This is a genomic window from Bacteroidota bacterium, assembly GCA_016718825.1.
Lineage (GTDB): Bacteria > Bacteroidota > Bacteroidia > J057 > JADKCL01 > JADKCL01.
In genome coordinates, this window is sequence record JADKCL010000020.1 from 19,091 (window position 1) to 33,893 (window position 14,803).

At 55.8% G+C, this 14,803-nt stretch carries 9 protein-coding genes; all 9 read left to right on the top strand.

Annotation, left to right across the window (positions count from 1 at the left end; all coding sequences use genetic code 11):
• The first annotated feature begins 44 nt into the window (after positions 1-44).
• The 9 genes from glgX to tal all read left to right on the top strand — a co-directional run bounded on the left by glgX (position 45) and on the right by tal (position 14,789).
• Positions 45-2,144 carry a glycogen debranching protein GlgX gene (gene glgX / locus IPN95_19675; GenBank protein MBK9451586.1) on the top strand — a complete coding sequence of 700 codons (2,100 nt, stop codon included), beginning with the start codon at positions 45-47 and terminating at the stop codon, positions 2,142-2,144.
• Entirely contained in the window at positions 2,141-3,349 is a 1,209-nt protein-coding gene (locus IPN95_19680; GenBank protein ID MBK9451587.1) for an acetate/propionate family kinase, read from the top strand. Before glgX ends, IPN95_19680 begins: the two co-directional genes overlap by 4 nt.
• Positions 3,339-5,066, top strand: coding sequence for a SulP family inorganic anion transporter (locus tag IPN95_19685; GenBank protein ID MBK9451588.1), 1,728 nt, complete (start codon positions 3,339-3,341; stop codon positions 5,064-5,066). The genes IPN95_19680 and IPN95_19685 overlap by 11 nt, the downstream gene beginning before the upstream one ends.
• Positions 5,063-5,905, top strand: a complete 843-nt coding sequence (gene ppk2 / locus IPN95_19690; GenBank protein ID MBK9451589.1) for a polyphosphate kinase 2 — start codon at positions 5,063-5,065, stop codon at positions 5,903-5,905. The genes IPN95_19685 and ppk2 overlap by 4 nt, the downstream gene beginning before the upstream one ends.
• A 93-nt stretch (positions 5,906-5,998) precedes the next feature.
• On the top strand, positions 5,999-7,171 hold the full coding sequence (locus IPN95_19695) for an efflux RND transporter periplasmic adaptor subunit (protein ID MBK9451590.1): 1,173 nt from the start codon (positions 5,999-6,001) through the stop codon (positions 7,169-7,171).
• Between the two features lie 10 nt (positions 7,172-7,181).
• On the top strand, positions 7,182-10,394 hold the full coding sequence (locus IPN95_19700; GenBank protein MBK9451591.1) for a multidrug efflux RND transporter permease subunit: 3,213 nt from the start codon (positions 7,182-7,184) through the stop codon (positions 10,392-10,394).
• 1 nt (position 10,395) lies between these two features.
• Positions 10,396-11,862: an efflux transporter outer membrane subunit gene (locus IPN95_19705; GenBank protein MBK9451592.1), complete on the top strand. Its 1,467-nt coding sequence runs from the start codon at positions 10,396-10,398 to the stop codon at positions 11,860-11,862.
• Positions 11,863-11,910: 48 nt separating this feature from the next.
• Complete coding sequence (locus IPN95_19710; protein ID MBK9451593.1) at positions 11,911-13,557, top strand: alpha-D-glucose phosphate-specific phosphoglucomutase; 1,647 nt, start codon at positions 11,911-11,913, stop codon at positions 13,555-13,557.
• Positions 13,558-13,703: 146 nt separating this feature from the next.
• Positions 13,704-14,789: a transaldolase gene (gene tal / locus IPN95_19715; protein MBK9451594.1), complete on the top strand. Its 1,086-nt coding sequence runs from the start codon at positions 13,704-13,706 to the stop codon at positions 14,787-14,789.
• The last annotated feature ends 14 nt before the right edge of the window (positions 14,790-14,803 follow it).

A 14,803-nucleotide genomic window follows, 5' to 3' on the forward strand; every position in this document is an offset into this window, starting at 1 on the left:
AAGCGAGATCGCGAGGAAAGAGTAGCGCAGGTATGGTATCGGTGATGCGTAGCAAGACTCCGTCACCCTTTACGATCTTGCCGGGAACCCGGTTTCCACCGGGTGCCACCGCTGGCGCGGACGGTGTGAACTTCTGCATCTTCAGTCAGCATGCGATCCGGGTCGAACTGATGTTGTATGCTGCCGCGGACAGTCCCGAGCCGTTTCAAATTATTCACCTGGATCCCGAGCTTAATCGCAGCTTCTTCTTCTGGCATGTGTTCGTCGAGGGTTTGCCGATTGGGACGCGTTACACCTGGCGCATGGATGGTCCCAGCGACACCACCGCCACCGGACGGCGTTTCTATGCCGGCAAAGAACTGCTTGATCCCTGGGCGCGCGCGGTGAGCGATACGTTGTGGGATCGCCGGCGTGCCTGCACTACCGAAGATAGCGGGTTGAACCGCTTGCGCGCTATTGTCGTCGAGCCGCATGCACCGGCAACATCCGACATGTCATCGCTCTGGAAAAAGACTGACCTGGAAGGTGCAGTGATCTATGAGCTACATGTGGGTGGTTTTACCCGCCATCCTTCGGCAGCGGTAGCGCATCCTGGTAGTTTCGCCGCACTTAAGGAGAAGATTCCTTATCTACAGGCGCTCGGCGTGACGCATGTTGAACTGCTGCCGGTGATGGCCTTCGACACGCAAGATGCACCGTCCAGTGTCACAGATCGTGGGTTACACAACTATTGGGGATATAGTACACACAGTTTTTGGGCGCCGCATCCTGGGTATAGCGTCGATCCGGTGCAATCCACTCGCGAGTTTCGCGACTTGGTTGATGCCCTGCACGCGGCCGGTATCCGCGTGTTGCTGGATGTGGTTTATAACCATACGGCGGAGGGCGGCGAAGCTGGGCCGGTGATCCATTTCCGTGGGCTAGCCAACGATATTTTCTATCACCTTGACGCCATCGATCGGCGCCACTACCTCGATTTTACTGGTTGTGGCAACACTGTGAACTGCAATCATCCGCTGGTGACGGCGTTCATCCTGCATAGTCTGGAATATTGGGTGGAGATGCTGGGTGTAGACGGTTTTCGCTTCGATCTTGCCAGCGTCTTCGTGCGCGGCGACAATGGCATACCGCTGGCAAATCCGCACTTACCCTGGGCTATCGAATTCTCGCGCACACTCTCTCGCGTGCCCGTGATTGCTGAGGCCTGGGATGCGGCCGGGTTGTATCACGTCGGTGCTTTTCCCGGTATGGCCTGGTCGGAATGGAACGGCCGCTACAGGGATGTGATGCGTCGTTTTGTGCGCGGTGATCCCGGACTCATTAGTGAAGTGGCGACACGCATCGCTGGCAGCGCTGATCTGTACATTGACGATGAGCGTAAGCCGGCTAATAGCATCAATTTCATCGCCTGTCACGACGGATTCACCCTCTGTGATCTGGTGAGCTATAACACGAAGCATAACGAGGCTAACGGAGAAAACAATCGCGACGGCAGCAACGACAACCTCAGTTGGAATTGTGGTGTCGAGGGTGAGACCGAAGATGCCGCAGTGAACACATTACGTTTACGGCAAGCGAAGAACCTGCTGGCCATCCTCATGCTGTCACGCGGCGTGCCCATGCTGCAGGCCGGCGATGAGGTGCTGCGCACACAGTGCGGCAATAACAATGCCTGGTGTCAGGATAATGGCCTTAGCTGGTTCGACTGGCGGCTCACCGAGCGTAATGCCGACATGTTGCGCTATACACGGGAATTGATTGCGTTTCGCCGCCGTCATGCCAATCTTACCTCCAACCGTTTCTTTACTGGCGCAATGGTGCCCGGCCGTGATATCACCGATATCGCCTGGCATGGGGTACGTCTTAACGAACCGCTATGGAACGATCCGGAGGCGCGTATGCTTGCCTTCACTATAGCTGGTCAGCACGATGACGAAGAGGATCTGCATGTGATTCTGAATATGTCGGACCAGTCCTTGGATGTGGCTTTGCCGGTCATGCGCGAGCGCCGCTGGCATCTGGCGCTTGACACCACCCAACCTGCGCCTGCGGATATCCTCGTTGGCGATTGTCAAATGCCGGTGATTGGCGGAGCCTATCTGGCCGGTCCGCGAAGTGTGGTTGTCCTCGAAGCACGCACATGAGCAGTCGCATCGTTCTGGTCGTCAACGCGGGTTCATCCAGTCTAAAATTTTCAGTGTTTCACCTAGATGATACGGACTTCTTGCAATTGGCTATGCGCGGGCAAATCGATGGTATTGGTACCCAGCCGCATTTATGCGTGAAGGATGTCACGGGTTCAGTGGTGGCCGAACGCGATTTCGCGATTATCGAGATCAATAACGTGCAACAGGCAATCGGGTTTGCCGGCGCCTGGCTGAGCGAGCATTTTCAGGATACGCCGTTACTTGCCGTGGGGCATCGTGTAGTCCACGGCGGCACTAATTATTCACATCCTGTGTTGGTCGATGAGGCTGTGTTCGCGGCGCTGGAACAATTGGTCCCACTTGCACCCCTGCATCAGCCGCACAATTTGGCGGCGATCCGCGCAGTGCGTGAGGCGCAGCCGCAGGTGCCACAGATTGCGTGTTTCGATACGGCATTTCACCGCACTCACCCGCAGATCGCCGACCTCTATGCACTGCCCTGGGAATACTACGAGTCCGGAGTGCGGCGCTACGGTTTCCACGGATTATCTTATGAATATATCGCGGCCACGCTGCCGAAGGTAGCGCCGAATCTGGCCAAAGGCCGTGTGATTGTAGCACATCTTGGCAGTGGAGCGAGCCTGTGTGCGATGCAAGCAGGCAAGAGTTTAGATTCGACCATGGGTTTCTCGCCGCTCGATGGCTTGCCGATGGGGACGCGGCCAGGTGCGCTCGATCCGGGCGTGTTGCTGCATCTCATTAATCAATGCGGCCTATCGGGCGCTGACTTGGAAAAGCTTCTGTACAAAGAATCCGGCCTGCTGGGTTTGTCCGGCATCAGCAACGATATGCGTGTACTTCTGGAAAGTCGTGAGCCGCGTGCGCAATTGGCGATCGAGTATTTCGTGTATTATGCAACCAAGCAGATTGGCGCGCTCGCCGCGGTGCTGGGAGGTATCGATGGCTTGGTGTTCACAGCCGGAATTGGCGAACACTCGCCGGTGATTCGTGCGCGCATCCTGCAAGGGTGCGCCTGGTTGGGTGTATCAGTCGATGCTGAAGCTAATGCATGCGGTGGCCCGCGTATTTCAATGGAAGATAGTCCCGTCGCAGCCTGGGTCATCCCGGCTGATGAAGAATGGATGATCGCGCGCCATACTCTGGCGCTGGTGTTTAAAAAGGAGAAAGGATATGGTAACTGACTGGATACCTTTGTTGCGTGATCTGCGTCAGTACCGCAAAGAGTGGTTGACGCACGATGTGATCGCCGGACTCTCGGTTACTGCCGTGCAGGTGCCGACGGCGATTGCTTACGCTAGCCTGGTAGGCCTTCCACCCGAGGTCGGACTCTATGCCTGCATACTGCCGGTACTGGTTTATGCCTTGTTTGGTTCATCACGGCAACTGGTGCTCGGGCCGGATGCGGCAACCTGCGCGATGATCGCTGCGGTGCTATTGCCGATGGCAGGCGGCGATCTGGATTATTACCTGAAACTTTCTGCTTCTATGGCGATCGCCTCGGGCTTGTTGATGTTTATTGGTGGAATGGCCCGCATGGGTTTTATCGTAAATTTTTTCTCACGCCCGATCCTGATCGGTTTCCTCAACGGTATTGCGCTCAGCATCATCATTGGACAACTGGGTAAGTTGTTAGGTATTACAATGGTAAACCGGGATTTTGGACCATCTATGCTGGAATTGGCCGGACGTTTCGCCGAGATGAATGGCTATAGTCTGGGCGTGGGGTTGGTCACGTTGATGCTGCTGATCCTGACCGTTCGCTATGCGCCACGGTTGCCAGCGGCGCTGATTGCACTGCTGATCCCCGGTTTAGCCGTGTTCCTGATGGGATTGGATGCACATGCGGTTAAACTGGTAGGTGAGGTTCCGTCCGGATTGCCGTCATTCGCGCTACCCGGCCTCGGTTATGAAGGTGCACAGAGCATTTTCATGAGCTCGATCGGACTCGTCATCATCATCTTTACCGGTGGCGTGCTCACGGCGCGCAGCTTTGCCATGCGCAATGGCTATAGTATCAACGCCGATCAGGAAATGCGCGCTATCGGTTTCGCCAACATAACATCAGGCCTGTCCGGCGGCTTCGCTGTCACCGGAGCCGATTCGCGCACTGCGGTCAACGATGCGAGCGGTGGCAAGACTCAACTGGTATCAGTGATTTCCGCGCTGGCCACGGCCGGGATCTTGTTGTTTCTTACGCAACCGTTGGGCTACCTGCCCATCCCTGCATTGGCTGCCGTGCTGATCTTCTCAGCATGGGGTCTTCTGGATATCGACGGTATACGCCGCCTGCGATCGATTGATCGCTTCGAGTACAAGTTATCTGTGTTGACGACGATTGGTGTACTGGTCATTGGCGTTCTGCCAGGTGTAGTGTTTGCCATCGCGCTAGCGCTATCGAATGTACTTCTCAAGATTTATAAACCCAAGGATACGCTGCTGGGTATTGTCCCAGGCCTGAAAGGTTACAACGATCTCAGCATATCGGAAGCCGCCCGGCCAGTCCCGGGTGTGATCATCTATCGTTTCGATGCGCCATTGCTGTTCTTCAATGCCGATTACTTCAAGACACGGATACTGTCTCTGGTGGATGATGCTGCTGAGCCTAAGCCGCGCTGGCTCGTGCTCAACGTCGAATCCATCAGCCAGCTTGACAGCACCGGCGCGCAGGCCATCAGCGAGCTGATCGACGAGCTGCAGAATCGTGGCGTGCGCCTAGTCATTGCGCGGCCGAAGCAGTATATGCGCAAGTACGGACAATCAATGAATCTGGGTAAAAAGATCGGGGCAGACAATATGTTTTACTCCGTTCACTCCGCCGTTGCGGCCATTCTGGAGCGGCAGGAACGTGATAAAGTAGCGGAAAGTGAACCGATTACTGAAAGGAGTCATGAAACATGAAAAAGGCACGCGCCATTAAATCTCTAGATAAAGACGCGGATACAATCAGCGAAACCAAGCCCAAGCTCAAACGCAAGGACTATGACAAGGCACTACTCGAGCTACAGGCGGAACTGTGTGCTGTGCAAGACTGGGTAATAGCTACCGGGCAGCGCATCATCCTAGTGTTCGAGGGGCGGGACGCAGCAGGCAAGGGTGGTACTATCAAGGCAATCACTGAGCGCGTGAGTCCGCGTGTGTTCAGGGTTGTCGCCTTGCCGGCGCCCTCGGATCGCGAGAAGACGCAGATCTACATTCAGCGCTATATGGCGCATTTTCCCGCAGCGGGTGAGATCGTTATTTTCGATCGTAGCTGGTACAACCGCGCAGGCGTTGAGCGTGTAATGGGGTTCTGCACCGAAGCACAGTGCCATCGTTTTCTGGAGCTGTGTCCGTTCATCGAAAAGCAGATTGTGGAAAACGGCATTCTCCTGCTCAAGTACTGGCTGGAAGTTGGCGATGAGGAACAGGAGCGGCGTTTCCGTGCACGTATCGACGATCCGGTGCGGCAATGGAAGCTGTCACCGATGGATCTGCCCTCACGCGAGCGCTGGTATGATTACTCGCGTGCGCGCGACCAGATGCTGGCGGCTACCGACACGGATTTTGCTCCCTGGCACATTGTCACTTCCGACGACAAGAAACGCGCACGCTTGAACCTGATTGCGCATCTCCTGAAGCAGATTCCCTACGAGCATATGCCAAAGAAAAAGATCAAGTTGCCCAAACGCATTATGAAGCATGCCTATGACGATGAGGCGACCATAGCCGATCGACGCTGGATTCCGGAGATTTATTGAATCTTTAGAGTGTGATAAAAGAGGTTATCCATATTGACTATATACCATATTGAATCCCTCGTGCGCCACACGGCGCCTTCAAGGAGTTTTTTGATGATCACACGAATCCTTGCCGCCATTCTCGTTTGCGCCGTTCTTGTTGGTTGTTCTAAGGAAACGGCTGCACCGCAGCAACGCCCTGTACCCGAGGTGACCGTGATGACTGTGATTCCACGCGATATTCCTTACATATTCAGCTTCGTCGCGCAGACCGAAAGCTCGCGCCAAGTCGATATTGTCGCGCGTGTTTCGGGTTTCCTCGACCGCATCGCGTACCAGGAAGGCGAACTGGTGAAGGAGGGGCAACTCCTATTCCAACTCGACTCGAAGCCGTTCAAGGCACAGTTGGAGGCTGCTCGCGGTGCGATGCAGGCGCAGCAGGCGAGGTTTAAGACAGCGGACGCCAATCTTAAGCGTGTGAAACCGCTGGCCGAGCAGAACGCGCTCTCGCAGGCTGATCTGGATCGGGCGCAAGGCGAATTCGACGCAGCGAAAGCGGCCGTGTTCGCCGTAAGCGCGAAAGTGAAGGAGGCCGAATTGAACCTCGGCTACACGACTATCCGTTCGCCGGTGACGGGCCTGGCGAGCCGTTCGCTCCAGCGCGAGGGCGCATTCGTGAATGCGATGGCGGAGACCGCGAAACTCACGTACGTTGCCGCCATCGATCCGATCTGGGTTACATTCAGTGTTTCGCAGAATCAGATGGCACGCTCGCGCGTGGAAAACCAAAAAGGGCTGATCGTCCAACCTAAGAGTCAGGATTATGAGGTGGCTCTCGTTCTTCCTGATGGGACGCCGTATGCAGAGAAAGGCAAGATCAACTTTGCCGATCCATCTTTCAGCCAGGACACCGGCTCGTTCATGGTGCGTGCGGTGCTGTCGAACCCAAAAAGGGAGCTCCGCCCCGGCATGTTTGTTACGGCATACGTGAAGGGTGCGCTGCGGCCGAATGCAATCGTTGTGCCGCAACTCTCGGTGCAGAAGGGCTCGAATGGCCACACCGTATACGTCATCAAGCCGGACGGCACGGCAGAAGTGCGCCCGGTGGTGGTCGGCGACTATGAAGGCGAGAAAGACATCGTGATCGTGACCGGACTCCAGGCTGACGACCGGATTGTGGTTGACGGGGTACTCAAAGTGGTTCCCGGTCAGCCGGTAAAGATCGTGGAGCCGGAAGCGGGTAATGATAAAGCAATAGCCAAGCCTGCCGCGGCTGCACAGAAATAGAGGCCGCTTCATGTTTACTCACTTTTTTATCGATCGCCCGATCCTCTCGGCAGTCATCTCGATTCTGATCGTGCTCGCTGGGGCGGTGTCTATGTCCGTCTTGCCGATCGAACAGTATCCCGATATGGCGCCTCCGCAGGTAACGATCGACGCACGCTACCCCGGTGCCACCGCCGAGGTAATTGCGAACAACGTAGCTGCCCCCATCGAGGCGCAATTGAACGGCATCGACAACTTGCTTTATTACTATTCGAACAGTTCGTCGAGCGGTAACATCCAGATCGTTGTGGTGTTCAAGCCAGGCAGCAATCCAGACATCAATCAAGTCAATGTGCAGAATCGGCTGAGCCAGGCGATGCCCCAATTGCCGCAGGTGGTGACTCAACAGGGAATCACGGTGGACAAGATGTCACCCAGTATCATGATGGTGGTTTCGATCTTTTCGCCTGATGAGCGCTATGAAGATGCCTATATCGCCAATTACACCAATCTCTATGTACTCGACGAATTGAAGCGTGTGCCCGGGGCGAATCGATCGAAGACATTCGGCCTCGCCGATATAGCGATGCGCGTCTGGTTGCGGCCTGACCGTATGGCCCAGCTCGGCATCACTGTGGATGAAGTAAGCGCCGCGATTCAGAGCCAGAATCAGACTTTCGGTATCGGCCAGCTCGGCGCTCCGCCGGTGCCCCCTACCGTGGAGCAGCAGTTTGTCGTGACGGCGCAGGGCCTGTTGACCAAACCGGAGGAGTTCGAGGATATTATCGTCCGCACCGCGAAGGCTGGCGCTGCTATCGTTCGTATCAAGGACATCGGACGGGTTGAACTCTCCCGGCGAGATTACTCTATGCCGAGTCGCATGAATGGCAAGACCGCGACGACTATCGGTGTCTACCAACAGCCGGGTGCAAACGCAGTGGAAACCGCTGCGGGTGTTCGCAAGAAGATGGAGGAACTTAAGGCGAAATTCCCAACCGGCATGGATTACAAGATCGTGCTCGATACCAGCCAGTTTACCCTTTACTCAATCGACAAGGTGGTTCATACCTTCTTCGAAGCGGTAGTGCTGGTGGTGCTGGTCGTGTTCGTCTTCCTGCAATCACTGCGAGCGACCATTATTCCGATCCTGGCGGTACCGGTATCCATCATTGGCACGTTCGTAGGTTTGTACCTGTTCGGGTTTTCGATCAATATGCTCACCATGTTCGGCATGATCCTTGCGATCGGTCTGGTGGTGGATGATGCTATCGTGGTGGTTGAGAACGTTGAGACGAACATCACCAAGAAAGGGCTCGGCCCAATGGCTGCCGCGAAAGAGGCAATGACGGAGATTGCGGGTGCACTGATCTCGATCGTGCTGGTTCTGCTTGCGGTATTCCTGCCGGTTGCATTTCTCGGCGGGGTGACTGGGACATTGTACAAGCAGTTCGCGATCACCATCTCAATCGCGATGGTGATCTCGGGTGTCATGGCGTTGACCCTCTCGCCGGCACTGGCTGCGATCATCATTAAGGCGCAACATGGAAAGAAGAATCGATTTTTCCAGGCGTTTGAAAATATGTTCGGATCCATTCAGCGTGGATTCCTGGGTAATGTTGCTCGCATCATGCATTTGTGGCCGGTTTCTCTCATTATGTTCGGTGGTGTTGTGGTCGGGATCCTGTTGATGTTCCGTATTCTGCCGGCAGGCTTTGTTCCGGACGAGGACCAAGGCTATTTCTTCGTGCTCGCTCAGGTTTCCGACTCAGCGAGTCAGAACGTCACGAGCCGCTTCAGTAAAGAGCTGGAGCAAATCGTGCTCCAGGATCCTGCTGTGCAGGATGTGGGCACGATCAATGGCTACAGTTTCGTTGATGGCCAGCAGAACAACAGCGCCGCGCTCATGTTCGGTCTGTTGAAGCCTTTTGAGGAACGAAAGGATGCGAGTCTGCTGTCGTTCGATACGTTAAAGAGGCTAAACGCGCAGTTTGCGGGGCACAAGGATGGTGTTGCTTTTGCTGTCAATCCACCTTCGATCCCTGGTCTAGGCACGACTGGGGGGTTCGAATTCTACATCCAGAACCGTGGTTCAGGTGATCCGCGCGCGACGGACGCTGCCCTTAAAGCATTTCTTGCCCAGGCCCGCGAGCGTGAGGAATTGCAGGCGGTGAACACGACGTTCCGTGCCAACAGCCAGCAACTCTTCGTCGATCTCGATCGTAAAAAGGCCGAAGTGCTGGGCGTGCATGTGGCCGATGTTTTTAATACGATGCAAGCGTACTTCGGCTCCCAAGTGGCTGGTCAGTTCTCGCTGTTCAGTCGCGTATGGTTCGTCATCATCCAGGCGGACGCGGATTTTCGCGTGAACCCGGAGGATTTCAGCAAGGTCTTCGTGCGCTCGTCTAGTGGTGCCAACGTGCCGCTGTCGGCGCTTATCACGACTCGCTATGTTGCTTCGCCAAAGATGATGACGCGATTCAATGGCTTCCCGGCGGTAAAGATTACCGGAAGCCAAGCGCCTGGTTACAGTTCGGGTGATGCGATCAGAGTGATGGAAGAAGTGGCACGCGATACACTGCCCGGTGACTTCGCCTATGCCTGGGCGGGGCAGGCCTTCCAGGAAAAGGGCGCGGGTGGTACGTCTTCGTCGGCTTTTATCTTCGGTCTGATCGTGGTGTTTCTACTCCTTGCAGCGCAGTTTGAGAAGTGGACGCTCCCCATTGCGGTGGTGCTGACGGTTCCCTTCGCCGTGTTGGGTGCGTTGCTGCTGACTTGGGTGCTCGGGCTCGAGAATGATGTCTACTTCCAGGTCGGACTGGTGACGCTCGTCGGACTGTCCGCAAAAAATGCGATTCTGATCTGCGAGTTTGCGATAGAGCGCGTTCGCCACGGCATACCCCCTCGGGAGGCAGCTATCGAGGCTGCCGGGCTGCGATTGCGCGCGATTGTAATGACATCGTTCGCGTTTATCCTTGGCTGTGTGCCACTCGCGATCGCGACCGGACCTGGTGCGAACAGTCTGCGCGCGATCGGCACCGGCGTGATCGGCGGGATGCTCGCATCCACGCTGATTGCAATCTTCTTCGTGCCGCTGTTCTTCTGGTTGCTGGAATCCATGAGTGTAAAGTTTGCAGGTAAGAAAGTACACGAGGAGGGGCGGGGTGTTGAAGGGCTATCCGAAGCTGTGACTGTTCCCGATCCCGTTCCCGAAGCAGCTTTGCCTGGAAAACGGGAAGGTGAGTGATATGCGTTACATCGTTCTTTCTATGTTCGCAGCCGTATTTCTCAGTGCATGTGCTGCAGTGGGTCCTGACTATCGACGACCGGCGATTGTAACCCCCGAGGATTGGCGCGTTGATTATCCGGAGGCGGCGTCAGTCGCAAACGTCGGATGGTGGACTCAGTTCGACGATCCGGCGCTCGACGCGCTTATCGAAACGGCGTTGCGTGAAAACCGCGATATCCAAGCCGCTGCCGCGCGAGTGGATCAGTTTATCGGCGCACTGCAAACCACCCGTGCGCAGTTTTATCCACAGATCGGTTACAACGCGGATGCGAGCCGTAACCGGCGCACGGAACATGGACTGGCTCCCCTTCCCCCGGGCACCGATCCGTACTATTCGCTCTATCGTGGATCACTTGGCGCGTCATGGCAGATCGATCTCTTCGGGCGGATCAGACGTCAGAGTGAAGCTGCCCAGGCGCAGGTTTTTGTGAGCGAGCAGGGCCGCAGAGGTGTCATCCTTTCGGTCGTGACGAGCGTCGCGGCGAGCTACATCGTGCTGCGCGCGCTCGACCGGCAGCTTGAGATTGCGCGCACCAGTGCGGCAAACTACGCCGACATGCTGCGGATCTTCGAGCTTCGCTACCAGTATGGCGTCGTGTCGCAAGTAGAAGTTGCCCAGGCACTGTCGCTATACCAATTGGCTCTCGCCGCAATTCCAGCAATCGAGCAGCAGATCGTCGCGCAGGAGAATCTCATCTCGATCCTTCTCGGACACAACCCCGGTTCGATCCCGCGCGGCAGGACCATTGATGAGCTCATTGCCCCGGCAGTTCCTCCCGATTTGCCCTCGACGCTGCTTGAGCGGCGGCCCGACATTGTGCAGGCCGAGCAGAACCTCGTGGCTGCCAACGCGAACGTCGGGGTGGCAAGATCGTTTTACTACCCGACCATCACGCTCACCGGTCTTCTCGGTTCAGCAAGCCTTGCATTTGGCAATTTTTTGACGGGCCCGGCCAGTACCTGGGCGGTGGCTGCAGGTCTTGCTGGACCGATTTTCACCTTTGGCGCCATCGAGGGACAGGTAAAAACTGCTGAAGCAGCCCAGCGGGAAGCGCTTGCCTTCTATCAGGCGACAATCCTCAACGCTTTCCGCGAGACGAATGACGCGCTTATTGGCGCAGTGAAGAAGCGAGAGGAAGCCGAGGCCAAGGCGAATCGCGTCATGGCGCTCCGCGACTACGCTCGCCTTTCCCGGCTCAAGTACGACAATGGCTACGCGGATTATATTGAGGTGCTCTACTCGGAGAACGTGCTTTTTGATGCAGAGCTTATCGCGGTACTCGCAAAGGCCGAGCGCTACACCGAACTCGTGAACGTCTACAAAGCGATGGGCGGTGGTTGGGTCGACGAGGCTGAGATGTTCTCGCCGAAACCACAGTTTACGACGGTAAAACCGATGAGCGGAGACAGTTCGCTGGCTCGATAGGAGATTATTTAATTATGCTATTCAATTCATCAATAAAGGATACAAATCATGACGATTTCTCCTGATGCAGGTAAGCCGGCCCGGAAAGAAATGCTCGTTGATCTCACAAAGCTTGAACGGGAGTATTATGAGCGCAGCCCCGATCTGGCTGACGCTGCCCAATTAGTCAGTTTCGGCACTAGCGGGCATCGCGGTTCGCCACTGCAGGGATCATTCACCGAAGCGCATATTCTGGCTATTACACAGGCCATTTGTGACTATCGCCAGGGTCGGGCTATCGATGGACCGCTCTATATGGGTAAAGACACGCACTCATTATCGGGGCCGGCGCAACGGACTGCGCTGGAAGTGTTGGCAGCCAATGGTGTGACGACGATCATCCAAAAAAATGACGGTGTCACTCCGACACCGGTCATCTCGCGGGCAATTCTCGTTTATAACCGCGATCGTAAGGAACACTTCGCCGACGGCATTGTCATCACGCCGTCGCACAATCCACCAGAGGATGGCGGTTTAAAGTACAACCCGCCCCACGGCGGCCCCGCTGACGTCGATGTAACAAAATGGATCGAACAGAGAGCCAACGAGTTAATGCGCCAAGGGAACACCGGCGTCAAGCGAATCCCCTTCATGTCCGCCATCAAGGCAGAGACGACGCATCAGGAAGATTTCGTGATGCCTTATGTCAAGGATCTGCGCAACGTTGTTGATATGGACGTCATCCGGGCAGCGGGTCTAAAGTTGGCTGTCGATCCGTTGGGTGGTGCCGCTGAACCCTATTGGGAGCCCATTAACGCCGTTTATCACTTGGATATTGCCGTTGTGAACCCGGTGATCGATCCCACATTCTCGTTCATGACGGTCGATCATGACGGCAAGATCCGCATGGATCCTTCCAGTCCCTATGCCATGGCCAGGCTTGTGGATCTCAAAGATCAATATCGTATCGCCTTTGCGAACGATCCGGATGCCGATCGGCATGGCGTGGTCGTGCCGTCCATCGGGTTAATGAATCCAAATCATTACTTGGCTGTAGCCATTCGCTATTTGCTGACTCACCGGAAATGGCCTGCCCACGTGACTGTCGGCAAGACTCTGGTCAGCAGCAGCATGATTGATCGGGTGGTCAACAAGCTGGGTTACCGGTTGTGCGAGATGCCGGTGGGCTTCAAGTGGTTTGTGCCGGGGCTGTTAGATGGCTCGTTTTGTTTCGGTGGTGAAGAAAGTGCCGGAGCGAGTTTCCTGCGGCATGACGGCACCGTGTGGAGTACGGACAAGGATGGTCTGATCATGGATTTGCTGGCGGCCGAGATTACTGCCCGCACGAAAAAGGACCCGGGCGAGCATTACCAGGAACTGGAAGCCGAGTTCGGCGCACTGTACTACACGCGCATCGATGCGCCTGCGACGCCCGAACAGAAGGCGAAGCTGGCAAAGCTATCGGCCGAAGCAGTTGCAGCTCCAAAGCTCGCAGGCGAAACCATCCGGATGAAGTTGACCAGCGCCCCTGGTAACAACGCATCCATCGGTGGTCTCAAGGTTGTGACCGACAGCGGTTGGTTCGCAGCGCGTCCTTCCGGCACTGAGAATATTTACAAAATCTATGCGGAGAGCTTTAAGGACCAGGATCACCTGAACGCGATCGTGAGAGAAGCTCAGGAGATCGTGAGTGATGCAGTAAGTGATGCATTGTAATCCTTTGAGGGCATCCTAGTCTCTCTTCAAAGTCCGCTTGGTAGCAGAACGGCTGAGGCTGTGTCATCTCCTTGATGATCTTCGCCGCATGTCTACTTTGCGGATAGGCAAACGTAAGTCTAATTCTTGCAGGAAGGAGCTAAAATATGAAAGCTACACAACTGCTTCATAACCTGGGCCAGAGTATCTGGCTCGACAACATTACACGTGATTTGCTGACCAGTGGTACGCTTAAACGCTACATCGACGAGCTGTCGGTGACAGGGCTAACTTCCAATCCGACCATCTTTGATTGTGCGATTAAGGATAGCAATGCTTACGACGCTGCGATTCGCATTGGTCTGGCACAAGGAAAATCAGCCGAAACGATTTTCTTTGATTTGGCACTGGAAGATCTTACTCAGGCAGCCGATCTGTTTCGGCCAATTTATGACCGCACCAATGGTGTCGATGGGTGGGTGTCGCTGGAGGTGTCTCCCTTGCTGGCCTACGACACAACCAGTACGCTTGCGGCAGCGAAGGAGCTGCACGCCCGGGCGGCGCGGCCGAATTTGCTGATTAAGATTCCGGGTACCCAGGAAGGTTTGCCCGCTATTGAAGAGGCGATTTTTGCCGGTGTGCCGATCAACGTGACGCTGTTATTTTGCCGCGAGCACTATGTGGCCGCCGCCGAGGCTTTCCTGCGCGGCATCGAGCGGCGCATCGATGCCGGACTCAATCCTGATGTCGGTTCCGTTGCTTCCCTGTTTATCAGCCGATGGGACGTCGCGGTGGCTGGTACGGTTCCCGGTGGGCTAAGGGATAAGCTTGGCATCGCCATCGCCAGTCGTGCCTACAAAGCAGCTCGCAATCTCCTTAGCTCACCGCGTTGGCAGCGTGTTTATAACGCTGGGGCGCGGCCACAACGCCTGTTGTGGGCGAGTACGGGAACCAAGGATTCCAAGGCTGCCGATTTGCTCTATATTCAAGCGCTTGCCGCCCCCTTTACGGTTAATACCATGCCCGAAGGCACGTTAAACGCGCTTGTGGATCATGGTGAGTTGAGCGGAATCATGCCTGCTGACGGCGGCGACTGCGAGACAGTCTTAGAGCAGTTCGCCCAGGCCGGAATCGACGTCGATGCCCTGGCCACCAGGCTCCAAGAAGAAGGAGCAAAGGGATTCACCGCTTCCTGGAACGAGCTGATGGGCGTGATCACATCGAAGTGTGCCACCATGCAGAAGACAAATTAACAGGCCATTGAAAA

What these genes read in the sequence shown, in the direction of transcription:
- IPN95_19685 (MBK9451588.1), top strand. Translation starts at nt 3,339, where the DNA reads ATGGTAACTGACTGGATACCTTTGTTGCGTGATCTGCGTCAGTACCGC.
- IPN95_19680 (MBK9451587.1), top strand. Translation starts at nt 2,141, where the DNA reads ATGAGCAGTCGCATCGTTCTGGTCGTCAACGCGGGTTCATCCAGTCTA.
- IPN95_19700 (MBK9451591.1), top strand. Translation starts at nt 7,182, where the DNA reads ATGTTTACTCACTTTTTTATCGATCGCCCGATCCTCTCGGCAGTCATC.
- IPN95_19710 (MBK9451593.1), top strand. Translation starts at nt 11,911, where the DNA reads ATGACGATTTCTCCTGATGCAGGTAAGCCGGCCCGGAAAGAAATGCTC.
- ppk2 (MBK9451589.1), top strand. Translation starts at nt 5,063, where the DNA reads ATGAAAAAGGCACGCGCCATTAAATCTCTAGATAAAGACGCGGATACA.
- tal (MBK9451594.1), top strand. Translation starts at nt 13,704, where the DNA reads ATGAAAGCTACACAACTGCTTCATAACCTGGGCCAGAGTATCTGGCTC.
- glgX (MBK9451586.1), top strand. Translation starts at nt 45, where the DNA reads ATGCGTAGCAAGACTCCGTCACCCTTTACGATCTTGCCGGGAACCCGG.
- IPN95_19705 (MBK9451592.1), top strand. Translation starts at nt 10,396, where the DNA reads ATGCGTTACATCGTTCTTTCTATGTTCGCAGCCGTATTTCTCAGTGCA.
- IPN95_19695 (MBK9451590.1), top strand. Translation starts at nt 5,999, where the DNA reads ATGATCACACGAATCCTTGCCGCCATTCTCGTTTGCGCCGTTCTTGTT.